Source organism: Providencia sp. PROV236 (assembly GCF_033676985.1).
Classification (GTDB): domain Bacteria; phylum Pseudomonadota; class Gammaproteobacteria; order Enterobacterales; family Enterobacteriaceae; genus Providencia; species Providencia manganoxydans.
Genome location: NZ_CP096297.1, coordinates 1,579,592 through 1,595,788, shown reverse-complemented (window position 1 = coordinate 1,595,788; position 16,197 = coordinate 1,579,592). Strand labels below are relative to the sequence as shown.

At 41.3% G+C, this 16,197-nt stretch carries 17 protein-coding genes; 2 read left to right on the top strand and 15 right to left on the bottom strand.

Annotated features, from left to right (window positions below; genetic code table 11):
- Window positions 1–273 precede the first annotated feature (273 nt).
- From M1E96_RS06920 to trmJ, 12 genes are all read right to left on the bottom strand, one after another.
- The gene (locus M1E96_RS06920; protein WP_272581192.1) at window positions 274–1,236 is read right to left on the bottom strand and encodes an Rpn family recombination-promoting nuclease/putative transposase; all 963 of its coding nucleotides are present in this window, start codon (window positions 1,234–1,236) and stop codon (window positions 274–276) included.
- A gap of 408 nt (window positions 1,237–1,644) precedes the next feature.
- Entirely contained in the window at window positions 1,645–2,103 is a 459-nt protein-coding gene (locus M1E96_RS06915; protein WP_140180329.1) for an enhanced serine sensitivity protein SseB C-terminal domain-containing protein, read from the bottom strand.
- A gap of 101 nt (window positions 2,104–2,204) precedes the next feature.
- Window positions 2,205–3,500 (bottom strand): aminopeptidase PepB, encoded by a 1,296-nt coding sequence (gene pepB, locus M1E96_RS06910; RefSeq protein WP_070930060.1) that lies wholly within the window; start codon window positions 3,498–3,500, stop codon window positions 2,205–2,207.
- Window positions 3,501–3,658: 158 nt separating this feature from the next.
- Window positions 3,659–3,859: a Fe-S cluster assembly protein IscX gene (gene iscX / locus M1E96_RS06905; RefSeq protein WP_070930059.1), complete on the bottom strand. Its 201-nt coding sequence runs from the start codon at window positions 3,857–3,859 to the stop codon at window positions 3,659–3,661.
- Between the two features lie 23 nt (window positions 3,860–3,882).
- Complete coding sequence (gene fdx / locus M1E96_RS06900; RefSeq protein WP_070930058.1) at window positions 3,883–4,218, bottom strand: ISC system 2Fe-2S type ferredoxin; 336 nt, start codon at window positions 4,216–4,218, stop codon at window positions 3,883–3,885.
- Between the two features lie 2 nt (window positions 4,219–4,220).
- Window positions 4,221–6,071, bottom strand: coding sequence for a Fe-S protein assembly chaperone HscA (hscA, locus tag M1E96_RS06895; protein ID WP_283125706.1), 1,851 nt, complete (start codon window positions 6,069–6,071; stop codon window positions 4,221–4,223).
- Window positions 6,072–6,082: 11 nt separating this feature from the next.
- Complete coding sequence (gene hscB, locus M1E96_RS06890) at window positions 6,083–6,604, bottom strand: co-chaperone HscB (RefSeq protein ID WP_283125705.1); 522 nt, start codon at window positions 6,602–6,604, stop codon at window positions 6,083–6,085.
- Window positions 6,605–6,742: 138 nt separating this feature from the next.
- Window positions 6,743–7,066, bottom strand: coding sequence for an iron-sulfur cluster assembly protein IscA (gene iscA / locus M1E96_RS06885; protein WP_140180323.1), 324 nt, complete (start codon window positions 7,064–7,066; stop codon window positions 6,743–6,745).
- A gap of 161 nt (window positions 7,067–7,227) precedes the next feature.
- The gene (gene iscU, locus M1E96_RS06880; protein WP_070930054.1) at window positions 7,228–7,614 is read right to left on the bottom strand and encodes a Fe-S cluster assembly scaffold IscU; all 387 of its coding nucleotides are present in this window, start codon (window positions 7,612–7,614) and stop codon (window positions 7,228–7,230) included.
- Window positions 7,615–7,638: 24 nt separating this feature from the next.
- Window positions 7,639–8,853 carry an IscS subfamily cysteine desulfurase gene (locus tag M1E96_RS06875; RefSeq protein WP_070930053.1) on the bottom strand — a complete coding sequence of 405 codons (1,215 nt, stop codon included), beginning with the start codon at window positions 8,851–8,853 and terminating at the stop codon, window positions 7,639–7,641.
- Window positions 8,854–8,959: 106 nt separating this feature from the next.
- Window positions 8,960–9,457, bottom strand: coding sequence for a Fe-S cluster assembly transcriptional regulator IscR (gene iscR, locus M1E96_RS06870; protein WP_070930052.1), 498 nt, complete (start codon window positions 9,455–9,457; stop codon window positions 8,960–8,962).
- Window positions 9,458–9,665: 208 nt separating this feature from the next.
- Window positions 9,666–10,397: a tRNA (cytosine(32)/uridine(32)-2'-O)-methyltransferase TrmJ gene (gene trmJ, locus M1E96_RS06865; RefSeq protein ID WP_070930051.1), complete on the bottom strand. Its 732-nt coding sequence runs from the start codon at window positions 10,395–10,397 to the stop codon at window positions 9,666–9,668.
- Window positions 10,398–10,522: 125 nt separating this feature from the next.
- Between trmJ and suhB the strand changes: the two genes are divergently transcribed.
- Window positions 10,523–11,326: an inositol-1-monophosphatase gene (gene suhB / locus M1E96_RS06860; RefSeq protein WP_070930050.1), complete on the top strand. Its 804-nt coding sequence runs from the start codon at window positions 10,523–10,525 to the stop codon at window positions 11,324–11,326.
- Window positions 11,327–11,418: 92 nt separating this feature from the next.
- On the opposite strand, the gene M1E96_RS06855 is transcribed toward suhB, so the two are convergent.
- The gene (locus M1E96_RS06855; protein ID WP_337979890.1) at window positions 11,419–12,570 is read right to left on the bottom strand and encodes a 3-phenylpropionate MFS transporter; all 1,152 of its coding nucleotides are present in this window, start codon (window positions 12,568–12,570) and stop codon (window positions 11,419–11,421) included.
- Between the two features lie 71 nt (window positions 12,571–12,641).
- Window positions 12,642–13,895, bottom strand: a complete 1,254-nt coding sequence (gene glyA, locus M1E96_RS06850; RefSeq protein ID WP_140186428.1) for a serine hydroxymethyltransferase — start codon at window positions 13,893–13,895, stop codon at window positions 12,642–12,644.
- A 351-nt stretch (window positions 13,896–14,246) separates the two neighbouring features.
- Here glyA and hmpA point away from each other — a divergent pair, with 351 nt between their 5' ends.
- Entirely contained in the window at window positions 14,247–15,446 is a 1,200-nt protein-coding gene (hmpA, locus tag M1E96_RS06845; RefSeq protein ID WP_272581198.1) for an NO-inducible flavohemoprotein, read from the top strand.
- Window positions 15,447–15,856: 410 nt separating this feature from the next.
- Here the strand turns inward: hmpA and glnB are convergent, their stop codons facing one another.
- Window positions 15,857–16,195, bottom strand: coding sequence for a nitrogen regulatory protein P-II (gene glnB, locus M1E96_RS06840; RefSeq protein WP_004921424.1), 339 nt, complete (start codon window positions 16,193–16,195; stop codon window positions 15,857–15,859).
- Window positions 16,196–16,197: the final 2 nt, after the last annotated feature.

Genomic DNA, 16,197 nt, shown 5'->3' with positions numbered 1-16,197 from the left:
TATTCATTGCACTTAAAATAATTAAGCCAGTTACAAAGGCTCAGCCTCTAAATCAAGTAACACGTAAGCATCCTATTTATACTCAAAATAACTCGAGGTTTAGCTAGCAGGCGGCAAGTGAGTGTGACGCTAGACAACCCTAGAAAACGATGTAACTAGTGCGAACAAATGTAGTCAACACCGACTGTAATTTTAATTATGCCTTGTATAACAAAAACTTAAGCTTAAACTTTCCTTTCTTAGCAATAGCTAAACAAAGCATAACTATTCATATTATTGTAGAGAAATAAGATCTTCTCGGCTTAACCCAGTACTTTCCATGATGAGTTCAAGACTAATACCATTTTTTAAAAGGGCTCTGGCTGTAGCGAGATTCGCCTCATATTTACCTTTCTCAATTCCTTTTTCGATTCCTTTTTCAATTCCTTCTTCTAGACCTTGCTGATGCCCTTTCTCCCAGCCCACTTTTATGCCTTTATCTTGCAAACGTTGTGCGATACTCATAATAGCCTCTTGATATTTTTCAACCTGATCACATAATTGTTGAACCACTTCCTCAACATTTGGTGTATCTATCGTAGCAAATAAATAATTGAGAATAGTGATGACATCGCTATCAGTATTATAGTTGCGATTGATCGCTTGGGCTATTAAAGATATTACGTGTTCATTTTTATCTCGCAAATGTTTATGTTTCATCACCAATTCCATAATCGCCACCTTACGGAAATTGATAAAATCATTATCATCCACCACCGTTACATCAACCAAAGGAAAACAGCCTGTATATAACTGGTTTGCGACACTCGCTAATGGGAAGCAATCTGTCCATAGTTGCGAATAAGGATAAGGAGAAGTATCTCCATGGTAGAACAAGATAGGCACAACTAGCGGTAAATCTTTATGCCCTTGTTGCAAGTGTTGATTCATCGCCAAAAAAGCGTAGTGCATTAATCGCCATGCCATTAACTTATCTGGAGTTGATTGATGCTCAACAAGTAAGTAAATATACCCGTCACCTTCTGTCGTTTGCACCGAGTACAACACATCAGATAACCGTGAGCGTAACTGTTTATCGACAAAAGAGGAGTTCGTTAATGTGAGCGTGTTAAAATCACATAACGTACTAATGTGTTCTGGTAAATGAAAGTGAAAAAAATCTTTAGCATTCTCGACCTGAGACATAAAACTTTTAAATGCTGCATCGTGGACTGAATGTTTGTGTGCCTTCTTCATTACTGAGCCTTATCTGCGCAAACCAGTCAACAATGCATATTGTTTGTGGCTGCTTTAGGTTATCACTGTAGAAGGGTAATCGTGTTTCAAATGACTGCTAATCTCGTAATACAGCAATATTTATTGCTAACGCTATTTTCCATAGATAAATACCCTAAATAATTCAAGTTGCAGCTAGGCGATAAGTGAACGTAATCGACATCGCTGTAACTTGAAGTATGACGGGTATAGACGATGTGCCCCACTGCTTGTCATTGCCCGAAAAGCGTATCATTAGGAGTATAAAAGAGTCATTAATCGCCTAGTTAACTTAGCGCTAAAGTTTCTCCGAAAAAATTAAATTTGGCGTTTATAGAGGATCACAAATGATGGTGGGACAATGGGTTCTTACCGAACCCATCACTGTATTTATTTGGTATTTTTAACTGGGATGGTATCACGTAACCAACTGCCTAATTTACGTTGGTAAAAAGGCTCAATATGCTCAGTGATAAAATGGCTAATCCCTTTTTCTGCTTCATTGACTAAGCAGAAATCAATAGATTCATTATCTTCTAGATAATCACAAGCTAAGGTGCCAGCCTGATGAATAATTTCATCAATATTTTCAGTCCCCGGAACAAACTCTAACGCGACCATTAAAATAGCTTCACCACTATCATGGTTCTCTTCTTGAGCGGACACAATAAAAGCACGACGTACAACTTTATGTTGTTTAAAACACGCTATTAATGCTTCAGTCAATGCTGCTGGTTCATTTTCTAGCGCACTTAGCTTTAATGATGAGCCTTGGGGAATAGTTAATTCAGTAAATTCGATCTCATTGTCAGCGTTCGATAAATGATTATTTTCAGATTGCTGCGACATATCGATGCCCTATAGGAAATATAAAAATGATGGCAACTATAATAAAAAAACAGGCACAAAAAGTCGCCCTTTTCATGCCTGTTTATTGATTTTAATACTGCTTAGCCTGCTTTTTTAACTAACAAATTTGCAATAGTTCTAACACCAATCCCTGTAGCCCCTTCAGCCCACAGGCTCACCGGTGATTTACGATAAGTTGCAGAACAATCGATATGGATCCAGTTTTGGCGATAGTTTTCAACAAAATGAGATAAAAATGCCGCTGCGGTACTCGCACCTGCGGTATGAGATGGCGCAGCAATATTATTTAGATCAGCAAAACCCGATGGCAATTGCTGACGGTGAAACTCAGCTAATGGTAAACGCCAGAATAATTCATGTTCCAATTCTGAGGAATCCATTAATTCCGCAACAAATTTATCATCAAAGCTAAGAACTGAATGGTAATCATTACCTACCGCAGTTTTTGCCGCCCCAGTCAATGTTGCTGCATCAATAATTAAGGATGGCTTTTCTTTACATGCATCAATTAAACCATCAGCAAGAACTAAACGGCCTTCTGCATCAGTATTCATCACTTCAACAGATTTACCGTTACGATAACGAATAATATCGCCTAATTTAAACGCATTACTGCTTACCATGTTATCTGCTAAGCAAAGGAACAATTTAACGCGTTTTTTCAATCCACGTTTAATCGCTAATGCCAACGACCCCACTAATGTTGCTGCTCCGCCCATATCTGCTTTCATTGAATTCATTGAGGAAGAAGGTTTAATACTGTATCCCCCTGAATCGAAAGTAATCCCTTTTCCTACTAGGCAGGCAAATACAGGCGCATTCGCATTCCCCGTTGGGTTGTAATCTAGTGCTAACAACGCTGGAGGGCGATTTGAACCACGGCCAACTGTGTGGATCCCCGCATAACCTTGTTCAACTAAATCATCACCTTTTATAATGCGATAGCTAATATTTTCTGCACCCACATGACATAACAAATCAATGGCACGTTGTGCTAACTGCTCAGGGCCCAATTCTTCCGCTGGCGCATTGATCACATCGCGTACCCAATCAATAGTACGAATACGGTTTTCTAATTCTTTACGCTCAGCATCGGCGAGTACTGGCCACTCAATCGTTCTCGCCCCTTTTGGCGCCCTAAAACCTTGCCAAAATGCCCAACTTTTTTCCAGATCCCAACCGTCACCAATAAGGGATACGTTGCGAATACCTTGGCTATCTAATTTGCGTCCCGCACTTTGCACCGCACATAGCTTACCAGGATGTTTTAAGTGGATAGTGATCCCTTTATCACCAGAGCTGATTAAAGCGCCTTCACCCCAACACGGTGCTGCTGCTTCAAATGAAATCATTACTGGCATAATTTGTTTTGTCATCGTTTCTCTCACTTTAGCTATTGTTGCGAGTAACTTTATCAATTCTTACCCGCTGATATGAGTAACTTAACCGATTCGCGGTCAAACAGATATCAATATAGTGCTGATTAAATGGAAAAACCGGACTACAAGTCCGGTTTACTCACTTAACGGAATAGTTATTCGAATTCATCCAGCCAAACTAATAAAATCGCTTCCAAGATCTTTTCGTTCGATTTTTGAGGATCATCATCAAAATCGTCTAAATCACATATCCATTGATGCATGTCTGTAAAGCGAACTGTTTTTGGATCCACATCAGGATAGGCATCATACAGTGCTTCGCCAATTTCTCGGCTATTTGACCATTTTAGGCTCATATTCGCTTCTCCGTGCAGTTGAATTAATGCTCACGAGCATGGTTAATCGTGTATTTAGGAATTTCGACCACTAAATCTTCATCTGAAACTCTCGCTTGGCAGCTCAAACGGCTTTCTGGCTCTAATCCCCATGCTTTATCCAACATGTCATCTTCTAATTCACTACTTTCTTCCAGTGAATCAAATCCCTCGCGAACAATACAATGGCAAGTTGTACAAGCACATGATTTTTCACATGCATGTTCAAGTTCAATACCAATACGTAATGCAGCATCTAAAATTGACTCACCGTCTAGTGCATCAACAACCGCACCTTCCGGACATAATTCAGTATGAGGTAAAAAAACTATTTTAGGCATAATTATATCTCATCCACAGAATGGCCTGACAGCGCCTGACGAATAGAAGCATCCATTCGGCGAGCCGCAAACCCCTGTGTTTGCTTATCCAGTTGTTTAATGGCATTTTCAATTGTGGTAGGGTCTGTACCTTCTACCGCTTCAATTAATGCATTGACTGCATTATCAATCGCTGACTCTTCGTCGGTAGTCAATAAATTAGCATCTTGCTCTAATGCACTAGTCAGGCTTTCAAGTACTCTGGCAGCTTCAACTTTTTGTTCTGCCAAACGGCGCGCATTAAAATCATCTTGCGCATTAGACATCGAGTCTTTAATCATGTTGGAAATTTCAGTGTCAGTTAAACCGTATGAAGGTTTTACCTGAATAGAGGCGGCAACACCTGTTGATTTTTCCATTGCACTCACACTCAGTAGACCATCTGCATCAACTTGAAAGGTAACTCGTATATGTGCACCACCCGCTGGCATAGCAGGAATGTCACGAAGGGCGAAGCGCGCAAGTGAACGGCAATCAGAAACCATTTCACGCTCACCTTGTACCACATGCACCGTCATTGCTGTTTGGCCATCTTTGAATGTGGTGAATTCTTGTGCTCGGGCTACAGGGATCGTGGTATTGCGTGGGATCACTTTTTCCACTAATCCCCCCATAGTTTCAAGACCTAAAGATAGCGGAATAACATCCAGTAGTAGCATGTCACTATCTGGTTTATTACCTACTAAAATATCAGCCTGAATTGCTGCGCCAATCGCAACCACTTTATCAGGGTCAATTGAGGTTAAAGGTAACTTACCAAAAAATTCACCCACTTTATCTCTAACTAATGGAACACGAGTCGAACCCCCAACCATCACAACATTGAGTACCTCTTCGGCGTCTACTTGAGCATCTTTCAACGCACGTCTGCATGCCATGAGTGTACGCTTTACATGTTTTTCTATTAGTTGCTCAAACTGTGCACGATGAATTTCGCCCTGCCATTGTGGCAACGATATTTGTACGCTATCTGTATCACTCAGCGCAATTTTCGCTTCAGTTGCCGCATTGAGTAGTTGACGGTTTAAACGGTGATCCCCTTGGCTAACAATGCCCGCTTGTTCAGCGATCCATTCCGCCAATACTTGGTCAAAATCATCACCACCTAATGCAGTATCGCCACCCGTTGCAAGCACTTCAAATACACCACGGCTTAAACGTAAGATAGAGACATCAAAGGTTCCACCACCAAGGTCGTAAACGGCGATCACTCCTTCTTGCCCTGAGTCAAGGCCATAAGCAATAGCTGCCGCAGTTGGTTCGTTTAACAAGCGCAATACATGTAATCCAGCCAAGCGAGCTGCATCTTTGGTACCTTGACGTTGGGCATCATCAAAATAAGCAGGAACAGTGATCACAACACCATCCATTTCACCACCTAACGTCTCTTCAGCTCTTTTAGCAAGCGCTTTTAATATGTCAGAAGAAACTTGAATAGGATCAACTTGCCCGCAGACCGTTTGCATAAATGGTAAACCATTTTCACTCGCAGTGAGCTGATACGGTAAATCAGGATAGCGTTTTTGAATGTCGACCAATGAGCGTCCCAGTAGGCGTTTCACTGAAATAATCGTATTCACAGGATCAAGCTCTGCACGTTGTTTAGCTTCCCAGCCTACCTGTTTGTTATCGGCTTGATAATTCACCACTGATGGCAGTAAATAACGGCCTTCATGATCAGGCAATACCGCAGCTTCGCCACTGCGTACAGTAGCAATTAAAGAATGGGTGGTACCCAGATCTATTCCAGCAGCAAGCTTACGTTGATGCGGAGCAGCAGTCATACCTGGTTCACTGATTTGAAGTAAAGCCATAATTATTTCTCTTAAAAATCGTCCAGTAATCGCTCTTCGAGCTGCTCAGCTTGCTGCTGTAATCGGTCAAGAAAACGTAATTTACGCACAGTATCTGCGGCCTGCTCCCATTGCTCTTCATCAAGCTGCGTCACCATGATAGCCGAACGTGTCTTTTGCATTTGTTGTACATTTTTTATAAAATCCACAAGCAAATCAGCAGCATGAGCGTTGCTTTCGATATTATCGAGTTCTTCACGTAGCTCAAGTTGTTCCATCAAAAAAGCGGTGTCATGCATCGTATGCTGTTCATTATTAATATCAATACCTTGTAACAACAACATGTATTCTGCACGTTTCAATGGATGACGAAGAGCTTGATAAGCTGCGTTGATTGTTGCTGCTTGTTGGAGGGCTTGCATTTTTTCCTGTTCGGTACAGGTTGCATAACGATCTGGATGATATTGACGCTGTAACGATTGAAAACGTTGAACTAGTTGCTCGCTGTCTATCGTATAGCTAGGTGTAAATCCAAAAAGAGTAAAATAATCCATAAGTATTTAGTTTCTCGAACTGAAATACCAATGCAAATCCATGAAAACGACTTGTTATAAAGTGTCACGAAGAGTACATTGGTCAAAATGTTGTCTATACTCGTCATGTTATAAATCACTCAGAGCATATAGAAAGTATTATACGTGAAAGCTTTCCCCACAACCGCATTCACTGCTGACATTGGGGTTATTAAATTTAAAACCTTCGTTCAAACCTTCTTTGACAAAATCCAGTTCAGTACCATCTAAATAGACGATGCTTTTACCATCAACGATGACTTTCACGCCTTTATCTTCAAAAACGGTATCTTCTTCATTGATCATATCAGCGAATTCGAGAATATAAGCCATACCTGAGCAGCCAGAAGTTCTAACACCAAGGCGTAAACCTTCGCCTTTACCTCTGCTAGCTAGAAAAGCTTGAATACGTTGCGCAGCGCTTTCTGTAAGAGAAATAGACATTGCAAACCTCACTATAGAAACAAACAAGGCAGATACTATTTTACGCTTAGTACCCACCCTAAAATATCATTATTTAGAGTATATACTGGCCTATAATGTAGCCGCATAGGTTTTATTTATTTATTAGTCCTGATGCGGCTCGTTGACCTGTGTTAAAAGCCTTATTTGCCTTGGCGTTTGCTTTTATAATCCGCGATGGCAGCTTTAATTGCATCTTCAGCCAGAATTGAGCAGTGAATTTTCACTGGTGGCAATTCTAATTCTTCTGCGATAGCTGTGTTTTTAATTGATTCTGCTTCATCTAAGCTTTTGCCTTTCATCCACTCAGTCACCAGTGAACTGGATGCAATCGCAGAACCACAACCATAAGTTTTAAAGCGAGCATCTTCAATAATGCCTTCATCACTCACTTTGATTTGCAATTTCATTACGTCACCACACGCTGGCGCACCAACCATACCGCTGCCAACACTTGGGTCGTTATTATCGAATGAACCCACGTTGCGTGGATTTTCATAATGATCGATGACTTTTTCGCTATATGCCATTTTTAAACTCCTGAAGCTGTCTGATTAATGGTGAGACCATTCGATGCTGTTAAGATCTACGCCGTCTTTGAACATTTCCCACAATGGAGACAGTTCACGTAAGTGACCAATTGCGCCATGAATCTGTTTGATTGCATAGTCAATTTCTTCTTCGGTTGTAAAGCGACCAAAGGAGAAACGAATTGAGCTGTGTGCTAGCTCATCATTCATTCCTAAAGCACGCAGAACATAAGAAGGTTCAAGGCTTGCGGATGTACACGCAGACCCCGAGGATACAGCCAAATCTTTAAGAGACATCATTAATGATTCACCTTCAACATAGTTGAAGCTGACGTTCAGAATGTGTGGCGCACCATTTTCTAAGTCACCATTTAGGTAAACTTCTTCGATATCTTTAATACCATTCCATAAACGCAGGCGCAGTTTACGCAGACGCGCGGATTCATCACTCATCTCTTCTTTGGCGATACGATAAGCTTCACCCATACCAACGATTTGGTGAACAGGTAATGTACCGGAACGCATACCGCGCTCATGACCACCACCATGTTGCTGTGCTTCAATACGAATACGAGGTTTGCGGCGCACATATAATGCACCAATACCCATAGGACCATACAGTTTATGGGCGGAGAATGACATCAAATCAACTTTCAGAGCAGATAAGTCGATAGGCAATTTACCGACGCTTTGTGTCGCATCAACATGAAAAATAATGTTACGGCTGCGGCACATTTCACCAATAGCGGCGATATCTTGTACGACACCAATTTCATTATTCACATGCATGATAGAGACAAGGACAGTATCATCACGTAAAGCCGCTTCGAGTTCTTTCAGATCAATCAAACCATTACGTTGCGGGGAGAGATAAGTAACCTCAAAACCTTCACGTTCTAATTGGCGACAAGTATCTAAAACTGCTTTATGCTCAGTTTTACACGTGACAACATGCTTACCCTTCTTCTGATAGAAGTTCGCTGCACCTTTAATAGCTAAGTTATCTGACTCGGTCGCACCTGAAGTAAATACAATTTCACGTGGATCAGCATTCACTAGCTCAGCGATTTGATTACGTGCAATATCAACGGCTTCTTCTGCTTGCCAACCAAAACGGTGGGAACGCGAAGCGGGGTTACCAAAATTGCCGTCCATAGTTAGACATTGCATCATTTTTTCAGCAACACGAGGATCAACCGGTGTCGTTGCTGAATAATCAAGATAAATCGGTAATTTCATTGCTCACTTACTCCAAAAGACAAAATTGTCTTCATTTTCCAATGACGCATGTAACCCTCATTTGATGGCCTACTGCATCCACTGCTATTTATAGAATTATTTTATATTAAGCACGAACATTGATAATAGTTTCAGGTGATAAACCACCTAATGTAGCTCGACGTTTTTCGTTATCTTGTCGATCAGCAACATCCATAACTTCCTGATTTTTAACCAGTTCATCAAGGCTAATACTGCTTAGGAAGCTAGTGATCCTGTCACTTAAGTCACGCCACAGAGCATGTGTTAGGCAACGATCACCATTTTGGCAACCTTCTTTATTACCTTGACAACGCGTTGCATCAACAGATTCATCAACCGCCGCAATCACTTGAGCAACGAAAATCTGGTCAGCATCACGCCCTAATAGGTAACCACCACCTGGACCGCGAACACTCGCCACAAGATCGTTTTTACGTAAACGCGAGAAAAGCTGCTCAAGATAAGAGAGGGAAATTCCCTGACGCTCAGAAATATCAGCAAGAGGTACTGGACCTGACTGAGAGTGTAACGCGACATCAAGCATCGCGGTTACTGCGTAACGCCCTTTGGAAGTGAGTCTCATAACATATACTCCATGGTAAAATATAGCCTAATTGTGACATTCCTGACTAATTTAGTCAACTATTTACCTGACTAAAACACTCAGGTATTATCCACGGAGTTTTACACGTTATACTTCAAGGTGAAGCGCTGTTGAATACCCTGACTTCCACTAGTTACATAATATTCTATGCCCCTAGTTGCACCTCGGATCATTTAGAGTGTAGCACTCACTTTTTTGCCCATTTTTCCATCGACGTTAAAATGCCACGTAATATATGTAGCTCTTGAGTTTCAATATGTGCACGTGTAAATAAGCGCCTTAACTTATTCATAATCATGCCTGGATGAGCTTTACGGATAAAGCCAGATTCATTCAATACACTTTCAAGATGCACATAGAAACGTTCAACATCTTCTGAAGGCGGGTATTCTACCTCATCCACTGACGAATTAAGCGTATTTTTTTCATCCATCGCTAGGTACGCCATACGAATTTCATAGCTCACCAGCTGTACAGCCATCGCTAAATTGAGCGAGCCATATTCAGGATTCGTTGGGATATATAAATGATACTGACACTTTTGTAGTTCTTCGTTGGTTAGCCCTATTCTTTCGCGGCCAAAAATGATAGCAACCGGTGCGGTTTGTGCTTGCGCGATCGATTTTTCACCACATTCACGTGGGGCAACCATCGGCCAAGAAAGCGTACGAGAACGAGCACTGGTACCAATCACCAACTTACAACCTTCTAATGCCTCATCGAGTGTCTCAACAATTGTTGCATTACCGATGACATCACTTGCTCCAGCAGAAAGTGCGATTGCGTGTGAGTCAGGTTGTACTTGTGGTTTGACCAAGTAAAGATTGGAAAGTCCCATGGTTTTCATGGCACGAGCAGTAGAGCCCATATTCCCTGTGTGTGAGGTTTCAACAAGGATGATGCGGATGTTATCTAGCATGATTTAGTCGTTTTGATAAAAAATAATCGCAAGAGTCTAACACAAAATTGCTTATTGTGATGAACATCTATATAATCCGCCCACTCAAAGTTTTTCGTTCTTTAACATTCCAGTGGAAAAAGCCCATGCATCCGATGCTTAACATCGCCATACGTGCTGCACGTAAGGCCGGTAATCATATAGCTAAAAGCTATGAAACGCCTGATAATGTTCAAATCACTCAAAAAGGCACTAACGACTTTGTGACTAACGTTGACCGTGAATCAGAGCATTTGATTATCGAAGTCATCCGTAAGTCTTACCCAGATCACACTATCATCACAGAAGAAAGTGGTGAATTATTAGGTAAAGAAGATGAAATTCAATGGGTAATCGATCCACTGGATGGCACTACCAACTTCACAAAACGTTTCCCTCACTTTGCTGTATCTATTGCTGTCCGCATTAAGGGACGCACAGAAGTTGCTGTCGTTTACGACCCAATGCGCAATGAGCTATTCAGCGCAGTTCGCGGTCAAGGTTCACAATTAAATGGTTACCGTCTACGTGGCGCCGACGCTCGTGAACTAGATGGCGCGATCGTTGCAACAGGCTTCCCATTCAAACAAAAACAACATTCAGTTGTCTTTATGAATATCATGAGCAAAATGTTTGAAAGTTGTGCAGATTTCCGCCGCACAGGCTCTGCTGCTCTGGATTTATGTTATGTCGCTGCTGGCCGTGTTGACGCTTACTATGAAATTGGCTTAAAGCCATGGGATTTCTTAGGTGGTGAGCTGATCATGCGCGAAGCTGGCGGTATTATGACTGACTTTGTTGGTAACCATAACTATCTGGCTTCAGGTAATATCGTTGCGGGTAGCCCACGAATTGTTAAAGATATTCTATCCGTGATGCGCGAAGAGCTATCTGAAGCGCTAAAACGCTAAACTAACAATACATCTTGAAAGGCGCTGGAAATCCTTCAGCGCCTTTTTTATTGATAGAGCCATAAATGCACTGGTAATCGCAAAACACCAGCTTATGACTGTGCAGTAACTTTTGGTCGAATAAATAATGCAGGTATTGCCAACAATGCCATTAAATAAAAAACAACACCATGTTGATCAGGGACACGTTTATAAATTGCGCCCGCCACAATCGTCATTATTGCTAGACCGCCTCCCATTGCTAATGCGGAATAGACAGCTTGTAACGGAATAATTTCGTTTTCTTTACGTGAACTAATAAACCGCATCGCAGCGAGATGACAAACTGTAAACGTACCACTATGCAATATTTGCACCACGATCAGCACAGGAAGTGAAGTAAAAGCCCCCATTAAGCTCCACCGAATAATGCCACATACAGCGGACAACAATAGCAAGTTGCGAGCACTCCAACGACGGAATAGCTTATGACTTAACATAAAGACCACCACTTCAGCCACCACCCCAAGTGACCACAAATTACCAATGACTGAATCTGAATACCCCGCTTCTTTCCAAAATAATGAAGCAAAGCCATAGTACGCAGCATGTGCGCCCTGCAATAAGGTGACACAAACGAGAAATCGAATAATATTTTTATCTGCAATAAGCTGTTTGAAGGTAATTTTAGACTCACCTACCGTTTTAAATACCCCCGCAGGCATAACCATTGGTTTAAGCATCGCGCCTAGTAACAACGCCAAACAGCTAATAATTAATCCAATCATGATGGACTGATGGCCATAAACGCTTGCATAATGGCCCATTAATGAAGAGCCGATAATAAATGCGATTGAACCCCAAACTCGAATTTTGCCATAATCAAATGGAAATTGTTTTTGCCACGTCCCTGCTAATGAATCACCAAGGGGAACCATCGGTGAAAAAAACAAATTAAACCCAATCATGACAAAAAATAACCATGCCCAATGCGATCCAAAAGCAAACCCAATCGCAAATATCAGAGAAAGTGCAGCCAGTATTCGCAACGCAGTAATGAGTTTTGAGGGATCTTTTACCATCGGTGTGATAAACATTGAACCAAGAAAACGTGCAGCTAGCCCTATTCCCAATAGCAATCCGATCATTTCAGCATCAATACCTTCCCCTTGTAGCCAAATTGACCAAAACGGCAAGAAAATACTGTAAGCTAAAAAATAGGTAAAATAGTCAATCGCAAGCCAATGCGTTGATGGGATTACCATTATTCCTCCTTGTTTTTCAATACAAAAAACCCGCCAGAAGCGGGTTTAAGTAAATTTAACACTAGCTTAAATTATGCGTAAACTGGGTACTTAGCGCAGATGTTTAATACTTTTTGCTTGATACGCTCAATGGTCGCTTCATCATTAAGATTATCTAACACATCACACATCCAGCCCGCTAATTCACGTGCGTCTGCTTCAGTGAAGCCACGACGAGTGATGGCGGGTGTCCCAACGCGAATACCAGAGGTAACAAATGGGCTTTTAGGATCGTTAGGAACGCTGTTTTTGTTAACAGTGATATTAGCACGGCCTAACGCAGCATCTGCATCTTTACCTGTGATATTTTTATCAACCAAATCAACTAGGAACAAGTGGTTCTCTGTACCACCAGATACCACTTTATAACCGCGTTGCTGGAAAATTTCTACCATTGCTTTCGCATTTTTAGCAACTTGCTGTTGATAAACTTTAAACTCAGGCTCCATTGCTTCTTTCAGTGCAACCGCTTTACCTGCAATAACATGCATTAGCGGACCACCTTGAGAACCTGGAAATACTGCTGAGTTTAGTTTTTTATACAGTTCTTCATCGCCACCTTTTGCAAGGATCAAACCACCACGCGGACCCGCTAATGTTTTGTGTGTAGTCGTTGTTACGATATGTGCATGTGGAACTGGGTTCGGATAAACACCCGCAGCAATGAGCCCTGCAACGTGAGCCATATCAACGAACAAGTAAGCATTGATGCTATCTGCGATTTCACGCATTTTTGCCCAATCAACCACACCTGAGTAAGCAGAAAAACCACCGATAATCATTTTAGGTTTGTGTTTTAACGCTTGTTCTTTGATATCGTCGTAGTCGATTTTGCCACTTTCATCAATACCGTAAGGTACGATGTTATACAGTTTACCTGAGAAGTTAACCGGAGAGCCGTGAGTTAAGTGACCACCATGGGCAAGGTTCATACCTAAAACCGTGTCACCTGGTTGTAATAATGCCATATAAACGGCAGCGTTAGCTTGTGAACCTGAATGTGGCTGCACGTTAGCATAATCCGCACCAAACAGCTCTTTTGCACGGTCAATCGCTAATTGCTCAACAACATCCACATATTCACAGCCGCCGTAATAACGTTTCCCCGGATAGCCTTCTGCATATTTATTTGTTAGCTGAGATCCTTGAGCTTGCATCACTCGTGGACTGGTGTAGTTTTCTGAAGCTATTAATTCAATATGTTCTTCTTGACGTACAACTTCCTGCTCCATTGCTTCCCAAAGTTGTGGGTCATAATCTGCAATATTCATTTCACGCTTTAACATCCGCTTCTCCTGCCTCAGCTATTCAATAAGTTGGTAATAAAACTAACGCAATAGCACACAGTGTAAACTCTTTTTGTTCGAGGTGATAGCCCTAAACAAAAAATATACGCAAACGTTTGCATATATTTTATTGACACTAAATCAACATAAGTTGCATCAAAATAAAATCATACAAATTCATATTGTAAAGATATTAAACGCTATTTTTTTATCGTCACATCAATAAACACTCTATTTTTAGGCCTTTTTTTAATAGACCTATTTACATTGTGAGTTAAAAGTTATAAGTTGCATTTAAAATACATGTTATAAATTTCATCTGCTAGTGAAGAATTTTCAAGGGAGTCTGCCATGCTAGACCAACAAACTATCGCTATCGTCAAATCTACTATTCCTGCCATTGCGGCAACAGGCCCTAAGCTGACCGCACACTTCTACGACAGAATGTTTAAACAGCATCCTGAACTCAAAGATATTTTTAACATGACTCATCAAAACAATGGTTCACAACGTGAAGCGTTGTTTAATGCGGTTTGTGCATACGCAACCTATATTGAAACCCCTGAAGCACTAATTTCAGCGGTTGAAAAAATTGCTCAAAAACATGCAAGTTTAAATATCAAACCTGAACACTACCCAATTGTCGGTGAAAACTTGCTGGCTGCAATTGATGAGTTACTGGATCCGGGTCAGGAAGTCTTGGATGCTTGGGGCAAAGCGTATGGCGTGCTAGCTGATATTTTTATTCATCGCGAAGCAGATATTTATCGCCAAAATGCGGAGAAAAAAGGTGGATGGGAAGGACTGCGTGAATTTCGTATTGCAGTAAAACAAACACAGAGCGATGTGATCACCAGTTTTGAGTTTGTTCCTGTCGATGGACAACCTGTTGCAGACTATCGTCCAGGCCAATATATTACCATTTACATCAATGATGATAGCTTAGCTAACCAAGAGATCCGTCAATACTCACTCACCACCGCTCCTAATGGTCAAAGTTATCGTATCGCGGTTAAACGCGAACAAAATGGAGTTGTCTCTAATTATATTCACCATGAACTCAATGAAGGAGATATTGTTCATCTAGCCCCACCTTGTGGTGATTTTTTCATTGATGTTGATAATCAAACTCCTGTTACCCTGATTTCAGCAGGTGTTGGCTTAACGCCGATGTTAAGCATGCTTAATCAATTAACTCACGAAGGCCATGACGCACAAATTAATTGGCTACATGCAGCAGAAAATGGTGCGGTACACGCATTCCATCAGGAAGTGAATAAGCATTTATCCCATCATAAAAATAGCCAGTCTGCGATATGGTTTAACCATCCTCGCCCTGAAGATAAGCAAGGCTTTGATTATCAATTCAGTGGATTGATGGATTTATCAGCAGTAAAAGAATGGTTAATGATCCCAAATATGCAATTCTATTTCTGTGGGCCAGTGGGTTTTATGCAATATATTGGTAAGCAATTGATTGATATGGGTGTTTCAGCAGATAACATTCATTATGAATGCTTTGGCCCTCATAAAGCCCTGCCATTGAATTAATAGGCAATTTTGCGGTAATGGTTTTGCATGTAAACATAGTTTTAATCAATCCCATTCTTGTGTTTACACCATTACCGCTTTTTCCCTTCTGAGAAATAGTAAATAGCTTGTTTTAAATAAAGAATTGGCTAACGCTACTCCATCAAATTTGACGCGGTAAATCCTCTAAATAATTCGTGCTACAGCTAGGCGGCAAGTGAAAGAGACCCTAGGAGCATACATCAGTATGTGACTAGGGCGAATGAGCGTAGCCAACAACGCTATATCGCGATGTATGACGCGGTAAATCCTCTAAATAATTCGTGCTACAGCTAGGCGGCATGTGAAAGAGACCCTAGGAGCATACATTAGTATGTGACTAGGGCGAGTGAGCGTAGCCAACAACGCTGTAGTGCGAAGTATGACGAGGATTAGATGGCTTCCTCGTCCTGCTCACCTGTCCTAATTCTAATCACACGGGCGACATCATACACAAAGATCTTCCCATCGCCGATTTTGCCCGTTTGTGCTGTTTGCATAATAGTTTCAACACAGCTTTCAACGATATCATCAGGCACGACAATTTCAATTTTGACTTTTGGTAGGAAGTCGACCATATACTCTGCACCACGATAGAGTTCTGTGTGACCTTTTTGGCGACCAAAACCTTTGACTTCGGTTACGGTCATACCCGTAATCCCGACTTCCGCCAGCGCTTCTCGAACGTCATCAAGTTTGAATGGTTTGATAATTGCATCAATTTTTTTCATAA